This is a genomic window from Polynucleobacter sp. 86C-FISCH, assembly GCF_018882415.1.
In the GTDB taxonomy this organism is placed as follows: Bacteria; Pseudomonadota; Gammaproteobacteria; order Burkholderiales; family Burkholderiaceae; genus Polynucleobacter.
In genome coordinates this window covers 1,932,283-1,947,598 of sequence record NZ_JACVOL010000001.1, presented here as the reverse complement: position 1 = coordinate 1,947,598, position 15,316 = coordinate 1,932,283, and the positions used below count along the sequence as shown (strand labels likewise).

Genomic DNA, 15,316 nt, shown 5'->3' with positions numbered 1-15,316 from the left:
CTAAAGCCGCAGACTCAATCAATCCAAAAACATCTCTTGCAGATTATTAAGGTAGCGAATCCCTAGTTCAGTTGCTTTTAGTCTGCTAGGATTTTCATCTAACAATCCTTTTTTGCTTGCCTCATCTAAGCCTTTGCTAATCACGCTCAAAGGCAAGCCAGTGCGCTCACTAAAGGTACTGGTATCTACACCATCAGTCAGCCTTAAGGTATTGAGCATAAATTCAAAGGGAAGGTCTTTAGCTGCTATCTCACGGTTTTCAATGAGCGCATTACCTTTGGATTCCATCGCAGTCATGTAGGCCTCAGGTTGGCGCTCTCGGACTTGCCGCGTAATTCGATCTGGGTAGGAAACTTTGCCATGTGCTCCTGCGCCTATTCCAATGTAATCGCCAAAACGCCAGTAGTTCAGATTGTGTTTGCACTCTTGATTCTTCTGGGCATATGCAGAGACTTCATAGCGTTGATAGCCTGCCTTAGTGAGTAAATCTAAATTCTGCTCATAGATCGCATCAATTTCATCTTCGCTAGGAAGGTTGGGTGGAAAGCTAGCAAAGTAGGTATTAGGTTCTAAGGTGAGGTTATAGAAAGACAAGTGGGGCGTCTTGAATGACAGGGCGGTTTCTATATCCGCCTTTGCTGCTTCAAGGGTTTGCTTGGGTAATCCGTACATTAAATCTAGATTCACTGATTTAAAGTGTTTTAAAGCGATCTCAATTGCTCGCTTCGCTTCTTCAGCATTGTGAATGCGACCCAAAGCTTTAAGTTGCTCATCTTGAAAGCTCTGAATACCCAAAGAAACCCGATTGATACCGGCCTTGGCAAAACCGGCAAATTTTTCTGCCTCAACCGATCCAGGATTGGCCTCCATCGTGATCTCAGCATCCGGCTCTAGGTTGACTCTGGCACGTATAGCGCAAAGCAACTGATCCATGCCTTCTGCGGAGAGCAGGCTAGGTGTGCCGCCACCAATAAAAATACTGTGAACTTGACGTCCCCAAGTATTTGGTAATTCCGTTTCTAGGTCAGCAATCAGTGCATTGATATACCGAGCCTCATCAAAACCCGCTTTACCTTCTTTAATTTGATGCGAATTGAAGTCGCAATAAGGGCATTTCTTCTCACACCAAGGAAAGTGGATATACAAAGCCAATGGTGGCAATGCACTCAGACTCACTTTATTGGGATTGGAATTAAGCACGAGCTTTGAGTTGTGTAATCAGTTCGCGTAGAGCTTGACCGCGATGGCTTATTAAATTCTTTTGGACAGGATCTAGCTCAGCAGCTGTGCAGTTTTGATTCTTCAAAAAGAAATGAGGGTCATACCCAAAGCCATTGCTACCGGTTGCTTGGTCAACAATTTGCCCGTACCAGCGAGTCTGGACGATGAGGGGCTCAGGATCATCTGCACTATTGACAAAGACAAGGGCGCAAACATAATGCGCACCTCGATCATCTTGATCTTTTAATTCTTGAATCAGTTTTTGATTATTCGCCGCATCATCGCCTTGCTCGCCTGCAAAGCGGGCTGATAAAACACCAGGCTTGCCATTTAAAGCGTGGGCGCAAATGCCGGAGTCATCGGCTAGGGCAGGGAGACCAGATGCAGCGCTAGCATGACGCGCTTTGGCTAATGCGTTTTCTACAAAAGTGCAGTGAGGCTCTTCTGCAGAAGGAATGCCCAATTCACCTTGGGGAATAACCTGAAAATTCAGGGGAGCTAAAAGCGCCTGAAACTCCTTTACCTTGCCAGCATTATTGGAGGCGAGAACTATTTTTTGCATTGCGATCTTTATTTCAATGCATCGATTTGCATTTGAGTGAGCTCACGAATGCCTTGCTCAGCAAGATCCAAAAGTGCATTGAGTTCATTTCTAGAAAAAGCAGCGCCCTCAGCGGTGCCTTGTACCTCAATCATTCCGCCTTTACCTGTCATGACGACATTCATGTCGGTATCGCAAGAAGAGTCTTCTGGGTAATCCAAGTCAAGCACAGGCGTTCCTTGGTAAATGCCGACAGAGATGGCAGCTACGCTATCAATTATTGGATCCTTGGTCAGCACACCACTTTTTAGAAGTTGGTTAACCGCATCTCTTGCGGCGACGTATGCGCCAGTAATAGAAGCTGTGCGCGTACCGCCGTCAGCTTGCAACACATCGCAATCCAGATGAATCGTTCTTTCGCCTAAAACTTTTAAGTCAAAGACGCTACGCATTGCACGTCCAATCAGGCGCTGAATTTCTTGGGTGCGACCAGATTGTTTGCCGCGGGCAGCTTCACGATCGCTGCGGGTGTGGGTAGAGCGGGGTAGCATGCCGTATTCAGCGGTTACCCAACCTTCGCCTGACCCTTTTTTGTGGGGCGGCACCTTTTCTAGGATGCTGGCGGTGCAAAGAACCTTGGTGTCCCCAAAAGCAATCAATACCGAACCTTCGGCATGCTTTGTAAAGGCCCTAGAGATGGTTACTGGGCGCAAGTCTTTAGGCTGACGGCCGCTCGGACGTGCAATATTGGCTGGATTGGCAGTGCTCATGGAAAGGGGTCCTGTTGTTTTGGTCTGGATCAATAATGAATCTACAATGTCCATATGATATCGAGCATGACTGGTTATGGCAGCGCTTCTCGCCAAGTCTCCCTGGGAGCTGGTGTAGTTGCTGATCTGCAGGTGGAATGTCGGGCTGTAAATAGCCGCTTTCTGGATCTTGGATTTCGTCTTCCGGACGAATGCCGTGGGGCTGAACCTGCCTTACGAGAAATGGCTACCCAAAGCCTCTCTCGTGGCAAGGTAGAGTTCCGGGCTGCATGGCGAGTCAATGCGGGGGCGGCTAATTCAGCCAAATCCAATCCCCACGCTCTAGGCGCTATCAATAAAGATCGCCTGGATGCCTTGTATACCCTGCAAGAAAAAGCTCAGGATGCATTTCCAAAGGCGCAAGAGCTGAGCATTGCTGAAGTATTGCGTTGGCCTGGCGTTGTCTCTGAGCCTCGCGGCGAAGAAGATAGCTGGATTACTGCTGCCGTTGAAGCTGGACGAGCAGCTCTAGCAGCTCTCATGGAAAGTCGTCATGCTGAAGGAAAAGCCTTAGTTGGCGTTCTCACCAATATTACCGGCAAGATGCGTGACATCGTTAAGGTGATTGAACCTAAAGTTCCTGAATACGTAGCGCAATATCAAGAGAAGTTAACTGAACGATTATCAGAAGCTCTAGCGGCACAAGAGCAGGCCAAAGCTGGTGCTGAGCTCATGGAGCGCATCCGCCAAGAGGTTGTTCTGTACGCTGTTCGTATCGACGTTGCTGAAGAGTTTGCGCGTTTAAAAACCCATCTGCAGGCTGTAGATACAGCACTTGCAGGCAAAGGTCCGGTAGGTAAGCGTTTAGATTTTTTGATGCAAGAGCTTAATCGCGAAGCCAATACCTTGAGCTCCAAGTCTGTTTCGGAAGAATGCACGCAAGCAGCGCTAGAACTTAAATTGTTTATTGAGCAAATGCGTGAGCAAGTTCAAAATCTTGAGTAAACCCCTGAGTAATTAATTCATTCATGACTAACTCTACTTCGACCCAATCCTACCAAGGCAGTATGTTGATGATTGTGGCGCCTTCTGGTGCCGGCAAATCTTCACTGGTTAATGCTTTATTAAAAGATGATCAGGGATTGAAATTATCTTTATCAACCACCACTCGTGCACCAAGACCTGGTGAAGTGGATGGCAAAGACTATCGTTTTTTGGCTAAAGAAGATTTTTTGCAAGAGCGCGATCAAGGTCACTTTTTAGAGTGGGCGGAAGTGCATGGCCATTTTTATGGCACATCAAAACCGTGGATTGAGTCTCAAATGCAAGCTGGCAGTGATGTCATGCTGGAAATCGATTGGCAGGGTGCCCAACAGATTCGCAAGTTAATTCCTTCTGTGCAGTGGATCTTCATTTTTCCACCATCTATTGAAGCCCTGGAAGAGCGCTTACGCAAGCGTGGTCAGGATGATGAGGCAACCATTGAGCGCCGTTTAGCAGCTGCCCATATCGAGCTCACGCACGCCCACGAGGCGGATTACATCGTTGTGAACGATTCCTTTGATCAGGCTTTGGTGGATTTAAAGCATATTTTGGCTTCCAGCCGCCTGCGCTCCGGGCCCAGTATGGCCAGAAATCCAGCGCTTTTGAAGCGTCTCGGGGTCTAATCAGTTATCCTATAGGTATTGAAGCTAAATTAAGTGAGTTCAGCATGGCCCGTATTACTGTAGAAGATTGCCTTAAAACGATTCCAAACCGATTTGAATTGGTTTTGGCTGCCACTTATCGTGCACGCCAATTGGTGCAAGGTCACTCCCCACGTGTTGAGTCCAGAGATAAAGCTACTGTAGTTGCATTGCGCGAAGTAGCTGCTGGTGTAACCGACCGTGACATGTTGACCAAAGTACCTCTGTAATTAAGGAGTTCCGGTGTGGAGCTCCCTTTAGGAATAGTCAAAACATCGGAAAAAGTAGGAAGCGGCTTGCCTAAAGACGCTTCGCTTGACTCAGCTCAAGCGCAATTGTTGGATACAGATTCCAACTCATCCCAAAGCGGTAAGAAATCGATCATTGCGAGTTTGTTGGCGCAATCGAGTCGCCATTTGTTTGGGCCTACCTCAGCACCTAATCTTCCTCTCAAACATCAGGTAGTTTCGATTGAGGGATTGCTATCGAAACTCTCTTATCTCAAGCCAGAAGAGATCGCGCAAATTAAGAAAGCATTTCAGTTTTCTGATGCTGCGCATTTAGGTCAATACCGCCATAGTGGCGAACCATATATCACCCACCCAGTAGCTGTAGCAGAGCTCTGCGCAACCTGGCGCTTGGACGCTCCCTCAATCATGGCTGCGTTAATGCATGATGTGATCGAGGATACGGGCTGCACCAAAGCAGATCTAGTAGAAAAGTTTGGCAACAAAGTAGCTGAGCTGGTTGAGGGCTTAACTAAACTCGATAAGTTGGAGTTTCAGAGTCATGCAGAGGCGCAAGCGGAAAGCTTTCGCAAAATGTTCATGGCAATGGCACGCGATGTCCGTGTCATCTTAGTTAAGTTGGCTGACCGCACGCACAATATGCGTACTCTCGATGCAGTGCCGATGGAGAAGCGTCGCCGTGTGGCCGCCGAAACAATCGAAATCTACGCACCCATTGCCCACCGTCTCGGTTTGAACGTCATTTACCGTGATCTACAGGATCTGAGCTTCCGTTATTCAATGCCAATGCGTTTTAGGGTTATTGAAGGAGCGGTCAAGCGGGCGCGTGGCAATCGTAAGGAAATGGTTGAGAAGATTTTGCAGGCTTCTCGCATGGCATTTGCCAAGGCCAACTTAGAAGTTGATCTTCGTGGCCGTGAAAAGACGCTCTTTAGTATCTATAACAAGATGCGTGCTAAGCATTTGAGTTTTTCACAAGTGTTGGATGTATATGCTTTCCGTGTAACAGTCCATTCCATTGATGAATGCTATCGCGCTCTAGGCATTTTGCATTCCTTGTATAAGCCCATGCCTGGTAAGTTTAAGGATTACATTGCCATTCCAAAATTAAATGGCTATCAATCTTTACACACCACCTTATTGGGTCCATCAGGTGTGCCAGTAGAGTTTCAAATTCGCACGACTGATATGCATGCAGTTGCCGAAGCTGGCGTAGCTGCGCATTGGGCATATAAAGATGGTTCGCCTGATATGAGCGAAGTACAAAATCGTGCTCATCAATGGCTGCAATCATTGATTGATATACAAGATAGTAGTGGCGACTCGCAAGAATTTTTAGAGCACGTCAAAATCGATTTGTTCCCAGATGCGGTTTATGTGTTTACGCCAACTGGACAGATTAGGGCGCTCCCAAGAGGCGCCACTGCACTTGATTTTGCATATTCCATTCATAGCGATCTCGGTAATACTTGCGTAGCCGTCAAGATCAATGGCCTGCAATTACCACTACGTAGTGAGTTAAAAAACAGTGACATTGTTGAAGTCATTACTTCTGCAAGCTCGCAGCCCAACCCGGGATGGCTAGCTTTTGTTCGCACCGGCAAGGCCCGTGCTTCTATCCGCCATTCATTAAAGACTAAGCATTATGCAGAGTCACTGCAGCTTGGAGAGCGCCTGTTAGCAAATGCATTACGTCAGCAGGGCGTAGATGCTGCCTTGCTTAGCCCAGAGATCTGGGAAAAGCTGACCCATTGGACTGGTGATAAAACCAGAGAAGAGGCTTGCGTCAACATTGCGCTAGGTAGACGATCTCCACAAGAATTAGCAATTCGTCTAAAGATTTTGATTGATGACGAAGGTGGTTCAGAGCAGATGCGCTTAGGCGCTTCTGATTGGGTTGCACCAAATCAAGATATTAACCATCATCAACGCCAGGCGATTCTGGTGGATGGTCGTGAGGGTAATTCAATTCACTTCCAGGGTTGTTGCCATCCGATTCCAGGCGACAACATCATTGGCTACCTCGGTAAAGGCGAGGGCCTTCAAGTTCACACCAACGATTGTCCAGTGGCATTGCGTATGCTTTCTAAAGACAGTGACAAATGGGTTGAGGTGGAATGGGGCAAAGAGCTCAATCGTGAATTTGAGTTGGATCTAGCAATTGATACTCGCCAAGGTAAGGGTGTATTAGCAAGAGTTGCTAGCAGTGTGACTGCTGCCGATTCCAACATCATGAATGTTTCGATGGAGGATCGCTTCAAGGAAGATTCTGTGACAATCCGCTTTACGATCCAGGTTTACGATCGTCTGCACCTCTCTAAAGTGATGCGTAGCTTGCGTGCTAATCCGGATGTTATGCGGGTCACTCGTACCCGCGCTATTTAGTTCTAAAGATACTGAACGTCTAGGATTTCAATTTCAGCAGGTCCAGTTGGCGTTTGAATAAAAACGCAATCACCGATTCGAGACTTAATGAGCGCTTTAGCAATCGGTGATACCCAGCTAACATGACCTTTATCTAAATCAACCTCATCTACCCCAACAATCGTAATAATTGTCTCCTTGCCTACTTGGGGCCCCTCTAGGGCGGAATAGGTGACGGTTGCCCCAAAGAAGACCTGGTCGGCGTCATTTTCCCCGGATTTTCGGGCTAAATTGTCCACAACTACGGCAAATTCAAGGCGTTTATTGAGGAATCGAATCCGCCTATCTATCTCTCTGAGGCGCTTTTTTCCATAAATGTAGTCCCCATTTTCGGACCGGTCACCATTGCTGGCAGCCCAGTGCACAACCTTGACAACCTCCGGTCTATCAAGGTTTAAGAGCTGTAGGAGCTCGGTCTTGATGCGTTCGTGACCAGCGGGGGTGATGTAGTTCTTCTCTTCCATGGCATAATTATGGCTGTTGCGGCTGTAGCTCAGCTGGATAGAGTACTTGGCTACGAACCAAGGGGTCGTGGGTTCAATTCCTGCCAGCCGCACCAACTTATATGAGGGCCTAGTTGCAAAACTGGGCCCTTTTCATTTTTCAGCGTTTTATCAAACTTAAACGTGTATCCCTTATAGTTGGGTTATGAGCATTTCTGACACCATTTCTGCCGTTTCTGAGGCCCCAGTTGCTGTTTGGTCGCAGGTAGACGCCAATTCAGCAAAGGTGTCGCTCAGCGGGATTGTGAACGCCTATTCTTTAGGTGGAGTTTGGACTCAGATTCGTGATTCTCAAGATGCATGGTTAAAGCAGGGCGACGTCAAAACCAAAACACTCACTGTCGATTCTGCAACGGTAGGTTCCTTAGATGGTGCTGGCATTGGTTTTTTGATTGCCATGCAGGAAGCGCAGCTAGTGGCTGGTGCTAAATATGAGTTATCAGGTTTAGACCCTCGCTACCAACCTCTGCTTAAAGAGTTTGATCCAATCAGTAATTTATTTCCAGTGCCAGCAGTAAATCCTAAGAGAAGTTTTGTAGTTAGCACGGGAATGGCAGTTCAAAATTTAATAGATGACACAGTAGGGCTGATTACTTTCACAGGGCATCTATTTTCTGATTTAGTGTGGTCAGTTAGAAATCCAAAGCAAGTCCGTTGGGGTGACTTTATTAATGCTGCAGTCGAGGCAGGTATCGCAGCGCTCCCAATCGTTGGCTTGGTAGCCTTTTTGATCGGCGTGATTTTGTCATTCCAGGCTGCTATTGGTATGCAGCAGTTTGGCGCAGTCTCTTTTGTTGGTCCCTTGGCTGCCCTGGGTATTGTGCGAGAAATGGGCCCGTTAATTACTGCTATTTTGTTGGCGGGTCGTTCTTCGGCTGCCTTTGCTGCTGAGATTGGCACGATGACAGTCAATAGTGAAGTCGATGCTTTGGTTTCTGGCGGTTTAAGTCCGATTCGTTTTTTAGTAGTGCCACGCGTTTTAGCTGGCATTCTTGTGGCACCAATTTTGACTTTGTTCGCTGATATCGTCAGTATTTTTTCTTCGATGTTGACGATGTTGATTTACGGTATTCCGTTTGTGAATTTTTATAACGGAATGCTATCTGCTGTAGACGTAGAAGATATTCTTTCCGGCCTATTGAAGGCAACTCTGTTTGGTGTGGTTGTATCAGCGATGGGCTGTTTGCGCGGTATGCAAACGGGTACTGGTGCAGCCGCTGTTGGTATCTCTGCAACTCGTGCAGTGGTTAGTAGTATTGTGATGATCGTCATTGTTGACGGTATATTTGCCTTCATCTCCTATAAAACAGGCTTCTGATGGACGCGTCAATTACTCCGAATAATTCTCCTTATGCAATTGATGTCCAGAACCTCACTGTAGGCTACGGATCTAAGGTGCTTATGCAGAACTTGAATTTCACCGTTAACAATGGTGAAATTTTTGTAATTCTTGGCGGTTCAGGCTGTGGAAAATCCAGCCTTCTAAAAAACTTATTCGGCTTGTATCAACCGTTAGCTGGCAATGTTTTGATTGAGGGGCAAAACATCACCACCGCAACCGGTGCGGAACGTCAAAAGATCATGACTAGTTTTGGTGTGATGTATCAGCAGGGCGCGTTATTTGGATCTATGAATCTCCTGGATAACGTCACCTTGTTTATGCAGGAATATACCCAGCTGACGCAGGCGCAAATGGATCTCTTAGCGCGTTGTAAGCTTGATTTGGTTGGTCTCTTGCCTTACGAGACTTATATGCCTAGCGAAATCAGCGGTGGCATGCAAAAACGTGCAGCTATCGCAAGAGCGATGGCGCTTGATCCTAAAATTTTATTTTTGGATGAACCTTCAGCAGGTCTTGATCCAATAACCTCAGCAGATCTCGATAGCACTATCCAAGATTTATCAAAAAACTTGGGCATTACCTTCGTAATCGTTTCTCATGAGTTGGCAAGTATTTATGCAATCGCCGACAAAGTCATCATGTTAGATAAGGACGCTAAAGGCATCATCGCCGAGGGTGATCCAAAAGTGTTAAGAGATACCAGTAAGGATCCTAGAGTGCATCAATTCTTTAATCGCATTATGAGCAAGGACGCAGCATGAGCAATAACTCAAATCCGAATTATTTCCGCCTAGGCGTTTTTGTTCTGGCCGCAATTGGGGTGCTATTGGCGGTAATTTTGATCTTTGGCTCTGGTCAGATCTTTAAAAAATCGTTCTACGTTGAGACTTATATCAAACAGTCCGTTACCGGTTTGGACGCGGGCGCATCGGTGCGCTTCAGGGGCGTCAAGATTGGTCAGGTAACGATGATTGGTCTTTCTGGTGACATGTATGAAGAAAAATTGCCTTTTCATGACCGTCGCCAATATGTGGTGGTCAGAATGCAGATATTTGGCGAGAAAGTGAATGAGGATCAGATTGGAGAGTTTGTAAAAAATAATTTACGGGCACGCGTTAAGTCAATGGGTATTACCGGAGTGAACTACGTTGAATTTGACTTCGTTAGCAATGCCGCTGACTCACCGCAACTTCCATATTCATGGAAGCCTGAGTATCCAGTAATTCCTTCTTTGCCAAATCAGGCAGATGAAATCATCTCTGGTATTCAAAAGCTCATTGGTGCACTCAATGAAATGAATATTGATGGCACTCAGAAAAAGCTCGATGCTTTATTGGGTAATCTGAATGTCATGATGGCTGGTGATGGCAAAGGCAATGAGGGTGTGATTGAGTCTGTTAAGCAGCTCAACGTGATCATGGCTCGTATTGCTAAGGTAACTGATAAAGATGAGCTCAACATCTTGATGCGAGAGCTGGTTGGTACGATGGTTGCATTACGTCAAACCGTTACTAGTATTCAGGGTGATACTAGCGCCACTATTGAGAATCTGAAGCAGACCAGCGAGAATCTTAATGAATTTAGTCGCATTGCAAGTCAATCACCATCTAGCTTGATATGGGGTGAACCGCCAGCGAAAATTACACCGCCGCTAAATGGTTCAAGCAGTTCTGGAGCACAAAAATGATTAAACGAATTCTCTTTTTTATAGCAATTTTGGGTTTAGTTTCTTGTTCCCTTCCAACCCGGGCTCCCGTAGCTCCCGCAAGTTGGATGGTTGCACCTGAACGAACTGCCGCACCTCTTAAAACCCGCTCTGATGTTTGGTTAAAGATCGGCGCAGTCTCTGTAGCGCCACCATTTGATGCAAAGTCTTTGGTTTACCGCTTGGGTGATCAACGTTATGAAAAAGATTTCTATAACGTGTATACCGTCATCCCATCAGAGATGATCGCAAATGCAGAGCGCAAGTGGTTTAACCAGGCGAATATCTTTGCTGCAACCGTTGGTCAGAGCAATAGTTTTTTCCCTTATTACACGCTGCAATTATCGGTAAATGAGTTTTACGGGGATTACCGTATTAAGCCCGAAGCAGTGGTGAGCGTTGAATTTTTCTTAACCGTAACCAATGCGGGCAAGAATAATCCCTTGATTGGTGCTAATCGTTATACAAAACGAGTAGCGCTTAAAGACAATACTCCAGAGGCGCTTGTATTGGGTCAGCAGCAAGCCTTAGCTGAAATCTTCCAGGAGTATGAAGTGCAGCTTTCTAAATATGCAGCCAATTTACCCAAACCTATAGGTCAGTAAGTTTATGAAATTCACTAAATTAAATCTTATTAAATTCATTAGCGCGACTACTCTTTTGGTAGCGGGCTCTGTTGCTTTCGCTCAGGCGCAAAATTTCCCTGTGAAGCCAATTCGCTTGGTGGTTCCATTTGCGCCAGGTGGAAGCACTGACATCATCGCTCGTGCAGTGGGCGATGCCCTAGGTCGTCAATTGGGTCAACCGGTAATTGTTGAGAATAAGGCTGGCGGTGGCGGCTCTATCGGTGCATTGGAAGTTATGCGTGCACCCAAGGATGGCTACACCATCGGAATGGCTACCGTATCTACGACAGCTGCTAATCCGGCTATCAATCCAAAGATTGGTTACGATCCAATTACTGATTTCACGGCTATTAGCAATATTGCGGCAACACCAAACATTATTGCGGTGAATCCATCCTTCCCAGCTAAAGACTTTAAAACCTTTATGGAGGTATTGAAGGCTAATCCTGGTAAGTACTCCTACTCAAGTTCTGGAACAGGCGGCATTGGTCATCTGCAAACGGAATTATTTAAAAGCTTGACTGGTGTGTTTATCGTGCACATTCCTTATCGCGGTGCTGGTCCAGCATTGGCTGACACGGTTGGTGGACAAGTGTCGATGATTTTTGATAATTTACCTTCATCATTGCCGTTTATTAAAGATGGCAAGCTAGTGCCGATTGTTGTTGCGGCTCCTAAGCGTTTGGCTCAACTGCCTAATGTCCCAACTTTTGCTGAAGTTGGTTTGGCGCCAGTCAATCGCATGGCTTACTACGGCTTGTTGGGCCCCGCTGGTATTCCAAAAGAAGTGGTGGATAAATACAACGCAGCGCTACAAAAAGTAGTTGCCGATCCAGCTGTGAAAAAGCGTATTGAAGATACGGGATCCATCATTAACGTGAATGGATCCGAGGCCTTTGCAAAAGAAATTAAGGCGGAATACTCGGTTTATAAAGAAGTGGTTGCTAAGCAAAAATTGCAGTTAGATTAATTATAAAAATTAGCTTTTGGAGACAAAATGGATTTAGGAATTCAGGGTAAGGTTGCCCTAGTAATGGCATCTAGTCGTGGCTTGGGACAAGCCATGGCCGTATCCTTAGCACGTGAGGGCGTTAAAGTCGCCGTTACTGGTCGCAACGCGGATGGCTTGAAAGAGTCTGTCAAGTTAATTGAGGCGGCCGGAGGAAAAGCATTGGCGCTGAATTGGGATTTATCAGACCCATCAGTTATTGATGGCTTAATCTCAAAAGTTGAAAAAGAGCTAGGCCCAATTGATATCTTGATTAACAACACTGGTGGTCCGCCGCCAACTCCTGCAGCCGGTCAAGACCCAGCGCTTTGGCAAAAAAGCTTTAACGATATGGTGCTATCACTTATCGCCATTACGGATCGTGTTTTGCCAGGCATGCGCGAGCGTAAATGGGGTCGCATTATTACCAGCACCACTTCAGGCGCTATTGCCCCCATTAAAAACTTAGCCATTTCTAATACTTTGCGCGCGGCACTATTGGCCTGGTCAAAAACCTTGGCATCAGAGGTTGCTGCTGATGGAATTACCGTCAATATCATCATGCCGGGTAGGGTCGCAACAGATCGCTTGCGTCAGCTTGATGAGGCCCGCGCAAATCGCGAAGGCAAAAGCTATGAGGATGTGGTCAAGCTAAGTTTAGGTCAAATTCCGATGGGGCGATATGGAGATCCAAGAGAATATGGCGATACAGCTGCATTCTTGGCAAGTCAAAATGCCTCCTTTATTACCGGTACCGTCACGCGCGTTGATGGCGGTCAAATTCAGGCAATTTGAGTCAATTGATCTTTCGCTTCTTTGGTAGTCTGAAGCGCGATTTTCGCTCTACTGAGTTAGCTTGGCTTTTTATTGCGCTAACACTTTCTGTTACAGCGCTTTCCAGCGTGAGTTTCTTGGCAGACCGAATGCAAAGGGCTTTTGCATTCGATGCCAGGCAACTCTTAGCATCAGACTTGCTGATTGTTTCTGACCAGCCATTACCAAGCTCATTTTTAAATGAAGCGCAAAGCAAAGAATTAAAAATAGCGCAGACGGTAGTATTCCCAAGTATGGCTACCGTTGGTTCTAACAGTAAGCTTGCATCACTTAAAGCGGTAAGCTCTCAATATCCTTTACGCGGTTCATTACGCGTTCAGACAAGCTCCGAAGGTAAGGTGCTAAGTAGTGGGCCTGAACAGGGTTCTGTTTGGGTTGATCCGGCCATGTTAGCAAGCTTGTCTGCCAAAGAGGGTGACTCCATACGGCTGGGTGATAAGACCTTTCTGATTACTGGCGTTCTTGAGCGCGAACTTGATCGCGGCGCTGGTTTTATGAACTTCGCCCCACGCGTCATGATGTCCTTGGATGATTTAAGTTCAACAGGTTTGATTGGGTTAGGTAGTCGAGTAACTTATCGCTTGTTACTTGCAGGTTCAGACCAGCAAATTTCAGTCTATGGCACATGGGCAAATCAATATATTGAAAAAGAGGGTCTCAAGGGTGTTCGGATTGAAACACTTGAGAATGCTCAGCCCATGATGCGAAAAACACTTGAGCGGGCAGATCGATTTCTATCTTTGATTGCGTTGTTGACGGCCATGGTGGCTGCTGTTGCAATTGCTTTGTCTGCGCATCGTTATACGCGCAAGCAGGCAGATGCTTGTGCAGTTCTAAAGTGCTTAGGGGCTAAATCAAATGCAATACTGATCCGACAGGGTCAAACACTTTTAACGCTTGGCCTGATTGCAGCCTTTTTGGGTTCTCTATTGGGTTATCTTGGTCAAAATGTCTTAACGCTTCTGTTAGGTAATCTTGTGATGTCAGATCTGCCGCAGGTATCTATATGGCCAGTGCTCTGGAGTGTTTTGGTTGCCTGGAGCTTGTTGTTTGGCTTTGCTGGCCCAGCTATTTTCAGATTGGTGAAGGTTTCACCAATTCGTTTGATCCGCAAAGAATTTGATGGTGTAGATGTCTCAACATTTTGGACTGTTGCTTGTGGGCTGGTAACCGCGCTTGGTTTAATCATGATTGCTGCACGTGATTGGAAATTGACTTTATGGACTAGCCTCAGTTTTACCGCTGCAATTGCTATCTTTGCTTTTGTCTCTTGGGGATTTTTAAGGCTCGTTTGTTCTGTGCCAACCAGGCGATTCGCACTTGGTTTTGTGATCCTTTCGCAAGGTCGAAGAACCGGTCTTGCCATCGTCCAAATTACAGCTTTAGGTATAGCGCTCATGGCTTTACTGTTGGTGCTTTTGTTGCGTGCGGACTTTTTGAATGCGTGGCAAGGCAATATACCGAGCGATGCACCTAATCGCTTCATGATCAATGTTCAAGAGGATCAAAAGCAAGGGCTTACGCATTCTTTGCAAAATGCAGGCGTGTCTGCGCCGCAGTTTTACCCAATGATTAGAGGTCGATTAACCGAAATTAACGGCAAAGATATAACGCCAAATAATTATGCTGAAGAAAATGCTCGTCGCCTTGTGGATCGTGAATTTAATTTATCGTATACAGAGCAATTACCGTTAGGCAATCAACTATTGGCGGGTAAGTGGATCGAGGGTGATAAGCCGCAGATCTCCATGGAAACGGGCATAGCTAAAACCTTGAAGCTGAAAATGGGCGACCAACTCACTTTTGAGGTGGCAGGGGAAAAAATTACCGCCCCAATCACCTCATTGCGTAAATTGGATTGGGGTTCAATGCGGGTGAACTTTTTTGTGATCATGCCTGCTGCTCAGTTGCAGTCATTGCCGCAGTCATGGATTACTTCTTACTATCAATCGCCGAAACAGGAATCCTTGGATTTTCAGCTGAGTCAAACTTATCCCAATTTAACGATTGTGGATGTATCGGCTTCCTTGCAACAAATTCAAGAGGTGTTGAATAAGCTTTCATCGGTCTTGGGCTTGCTACTAGCATTCACTATCGTTGCCGCTATCTTGGTTTTAATGTCCGCAATAGCTGCCACGCAGGATGAGCGTTATAAAAACGCAGCCCTTTTAAAGGCATTGGGCGCCTCTCGCAATACATTGTCGAATATTGCCAACATCGAGTTGTTAATGATTGGGCTGGTATCGGGAGTATTAGCCGGTCTTGCTTCTGGGGTTGCTGCCTGGGCTTTAGGTCGTTACGTAATGGAAATTCAATTTAATGCGTTTGGTGAGGCACTACTCATGGGCGTTACCTTTGGCGTAGTTGCTTGTCTAGCTTCTGGATATCGCTTCCAAAAGAGGATTCAAAAGGCTACAGCGATTGAATGTCTACGTGAGGCTTAAGACGAG

15 protein-coding genes and 1 tRNA gene are annotated in these 15,316 nt (G+C 46.3%); 12 read left to right on the top strand and 4 right to left on the bottom strand.

Translation table 11 applies throughout. The features are described from left to right. Positions 1-18 precede the first annotated feature (18 nt). The 3 genes from hemW to rph are packed head-to-tail and all read right to left on the bottom strand — an operon-like array spanning position 19 to position 2,532. Positions 19-1,200 carry a radical SAM family heme chaperone HemW gene (hemW, locus tag ICN10_RS09865; RefSeq protein WP_216215006.1) on the bottom strand — a complete coding sequence of 394 codons (1,182 nt, stop codon included), beginning with the start codon at positions 1,198-1,200 and terminating at the stop codon, positions 19-21. After that, positions 1,193-1,783, bottom strand: a complete 591-nt coding sequence (gene rdgB, locus ICN10_RS09860; protein WP_216215005.1) for an RdgB/HAM1 family non-canonical purine NTP pyrophosphatase — start codon at positions 1,781-1,783, stop codon at positions 1,193-1,195. Before rdgB ends, hemW begins: the two co-directional genes overlap by 8 nt. Positions 1,784-1,791: 8 nt before the next feature. Then, complete coding sequence (rph, locus tag ICN10_RS09855; RefSeq protein WP_216215333.1) at positions 1,792-2,532, bottom strand: ribonuclease PH; 741 nt, start codon at positions 2,530-2,532, stop codon at positions 1,792-1,794. Between the two features lie 54 nt (positions 2,533-2,586). On the opposite strand from rph, the gene ICN10_RS09850 reads away from it, so the two are divergent. From ICN10_RS09850 to ICN10_RS09835, 4 genes are read left to right on the top strand one after another with little or no spacing between them, the layout of a single operon-like run. Continuing rightward, entirely contained in the window at positions 2,587-3,516 is a 930-nt protein-coding gene (locus ICN10_RS09850; RefSeq protein ID WP_216215004.1) for a YicC/YloC family endoribonuclease, read from the top strand. Between the two features lie 23 nt (positions 3,517-3,539). After that, a complete protein-coding gene (gmk, locus tag ICN10_RS09845) occupies positions 3,540-4,178 on the top strand; it encodes a guanylate kinase (RefSeq protein ID WP_216215003.1) in 639 nt (212 codons plus the stop codon). A gap of 44 nt (positions 4,179-4,222) precedes the next feature. After that, a complete protein-coding gene (rpoZ, locus tag ICN10_RS09840) occupies positions 4,223-4,426 on the top strand; it encodes a DNA-directed RNA polymerase subunit omega (protein WP_011902918.1) in 204 nt (67 codons plus the stop codon). A 15-nt stretch (positions 4,427-4,441) separates the two neighbouring features. Next, positions 4,442-6,829, top strand: a complete 2,388-nt coding sequence (locus tag ICN10_RS09835; protein ID WP_216215002.1) for a RelA/SpoT family protein — start codon at positions 4,442-4,444, stop codon at positions 6,827-6,829. A 2-nt stretch (positions 6,830-6,831) separates the two neighbouring features. Here ICN10_RS09835 and greB read toward each other — a convergent pair whose 3' ends face one another. After that, positions 6,832-7,332, bottom strand: coding sequence for a transcription elongation factor GreB (greB, locus tag ICN10_RS09830; protein ID WP_216215001.1), 501 nt, complete (start codon positions 7,330-7,332; stop codon positions 6,832-6,834). A gap of 18 nt (positions 7,333-7,350) precedes the next feature. Between greB and ICN10_RS09825 the strand changes: the two genes are divergently transcribed. The 8 genes from ICN10_RS09825 to ICN10_RS09790 all read left to right on the top strand — a co-directional run bounded on the left by ICN10_RS09825 (position 7,351) and on the right by ICN10_RS09790 (position 15,310). Continuing rightward, positions 7,351-7,427: transfer RNA gene (locus ICN10_RS09825), tRNA-Arg, on the top strand. Positions 7,428-7,516: 89 nt separating this feature from the next. Beyond that, positions 7,517-8,689: an ABC transporter permease gene (locus ICN10_RS09820; RefSeq protein ID WP_216214999.1), complete on the top strand. Its 1,173-nt coding sequence runs from the start codon at positions 7,517-7,519 to the stop codon at positions 8,687-8,689. After that, positions 8,689-9,474: an ABC transporter ATP-binding protein gene (locus ICN10_RS09815; protein WP_216214995.1), complete on the top strand. Its 786-nt coding sequence runs from the start codon at positions 8,689-8,691 to the stop codon at positions 9,472-9,474. Before ICN10_RS09820 ends, ICN10_RS09815 begins: the two co-directional genes overlap by 1 nt. Then, positions 9,471-10,400 carry an MlaD family protein gene (locus ICN10_RS09810; RefSeq protein WP_216214993.1) on the top strand — a complete coding sequence of 310 codons (930 nt, stop codon included), beginning with the start codon at positions 9,471-9,473 and terminating at the stop codon, positions 10,398-10,400. Before ICN10_RS09815 ends, ICN10_RS09810 begins: the two co-directional genes overlap by 4 nt. Further along, positions 10,397-11,023, top strand: coding sequence for a membrane integrity-associated transporter subunit PqiC (locus tag ICN10_RS09805; protein WP_216214992.1), 627 nt, complete (start codon positions 10,397-10,399; stop codon positions 11,021-11,023). The genes ICN10_RS09810 and ICN10_RS09805 overlap by 4 nt, the downstream gene beginning before the upstream one ends. 4 nt (positions 11,024-11,027) lie before the next feature. Beyond that, on the top strand, positions 11,028-12,014 hold the full coding sequence (locus ICN10_RS09800) for a tripartite tricarboxylate transporter substrate binding protein BugE (protein ID WP_255536850.1): 987 nt from the start codon (positions 11,028-11,030) through the stop codon (positions 12,012-12,014). Positions 12,015-12,041: 27 nt separating this feature from the next. Next, positions 12,042-12,827, top strand: a complete 786-nt coding sequence (locus ICN10_RS09795) for an SDR family oxidoreductase (RefSeq protein ID WP_216214990.1) — start codon at positions 12,042-12,044, stop codon at positions 12,825-12,827. After that, a complete protein-coding gene (locus tag ICN10_RS09790) occupies positions 12,824-15,310 on the top strand; it encodes an ABC transporter permease (protein ID WP_216214988.1) in 2,487 nt (828 codons plus the stop codon). The genes ICN10_RS09795 and ICN10_RS09790 overlap by 4 nt, the downstream gene beginning before the upstream one ends. Positions 15,311-15,316: the final 6 nt, after the last annotated feature.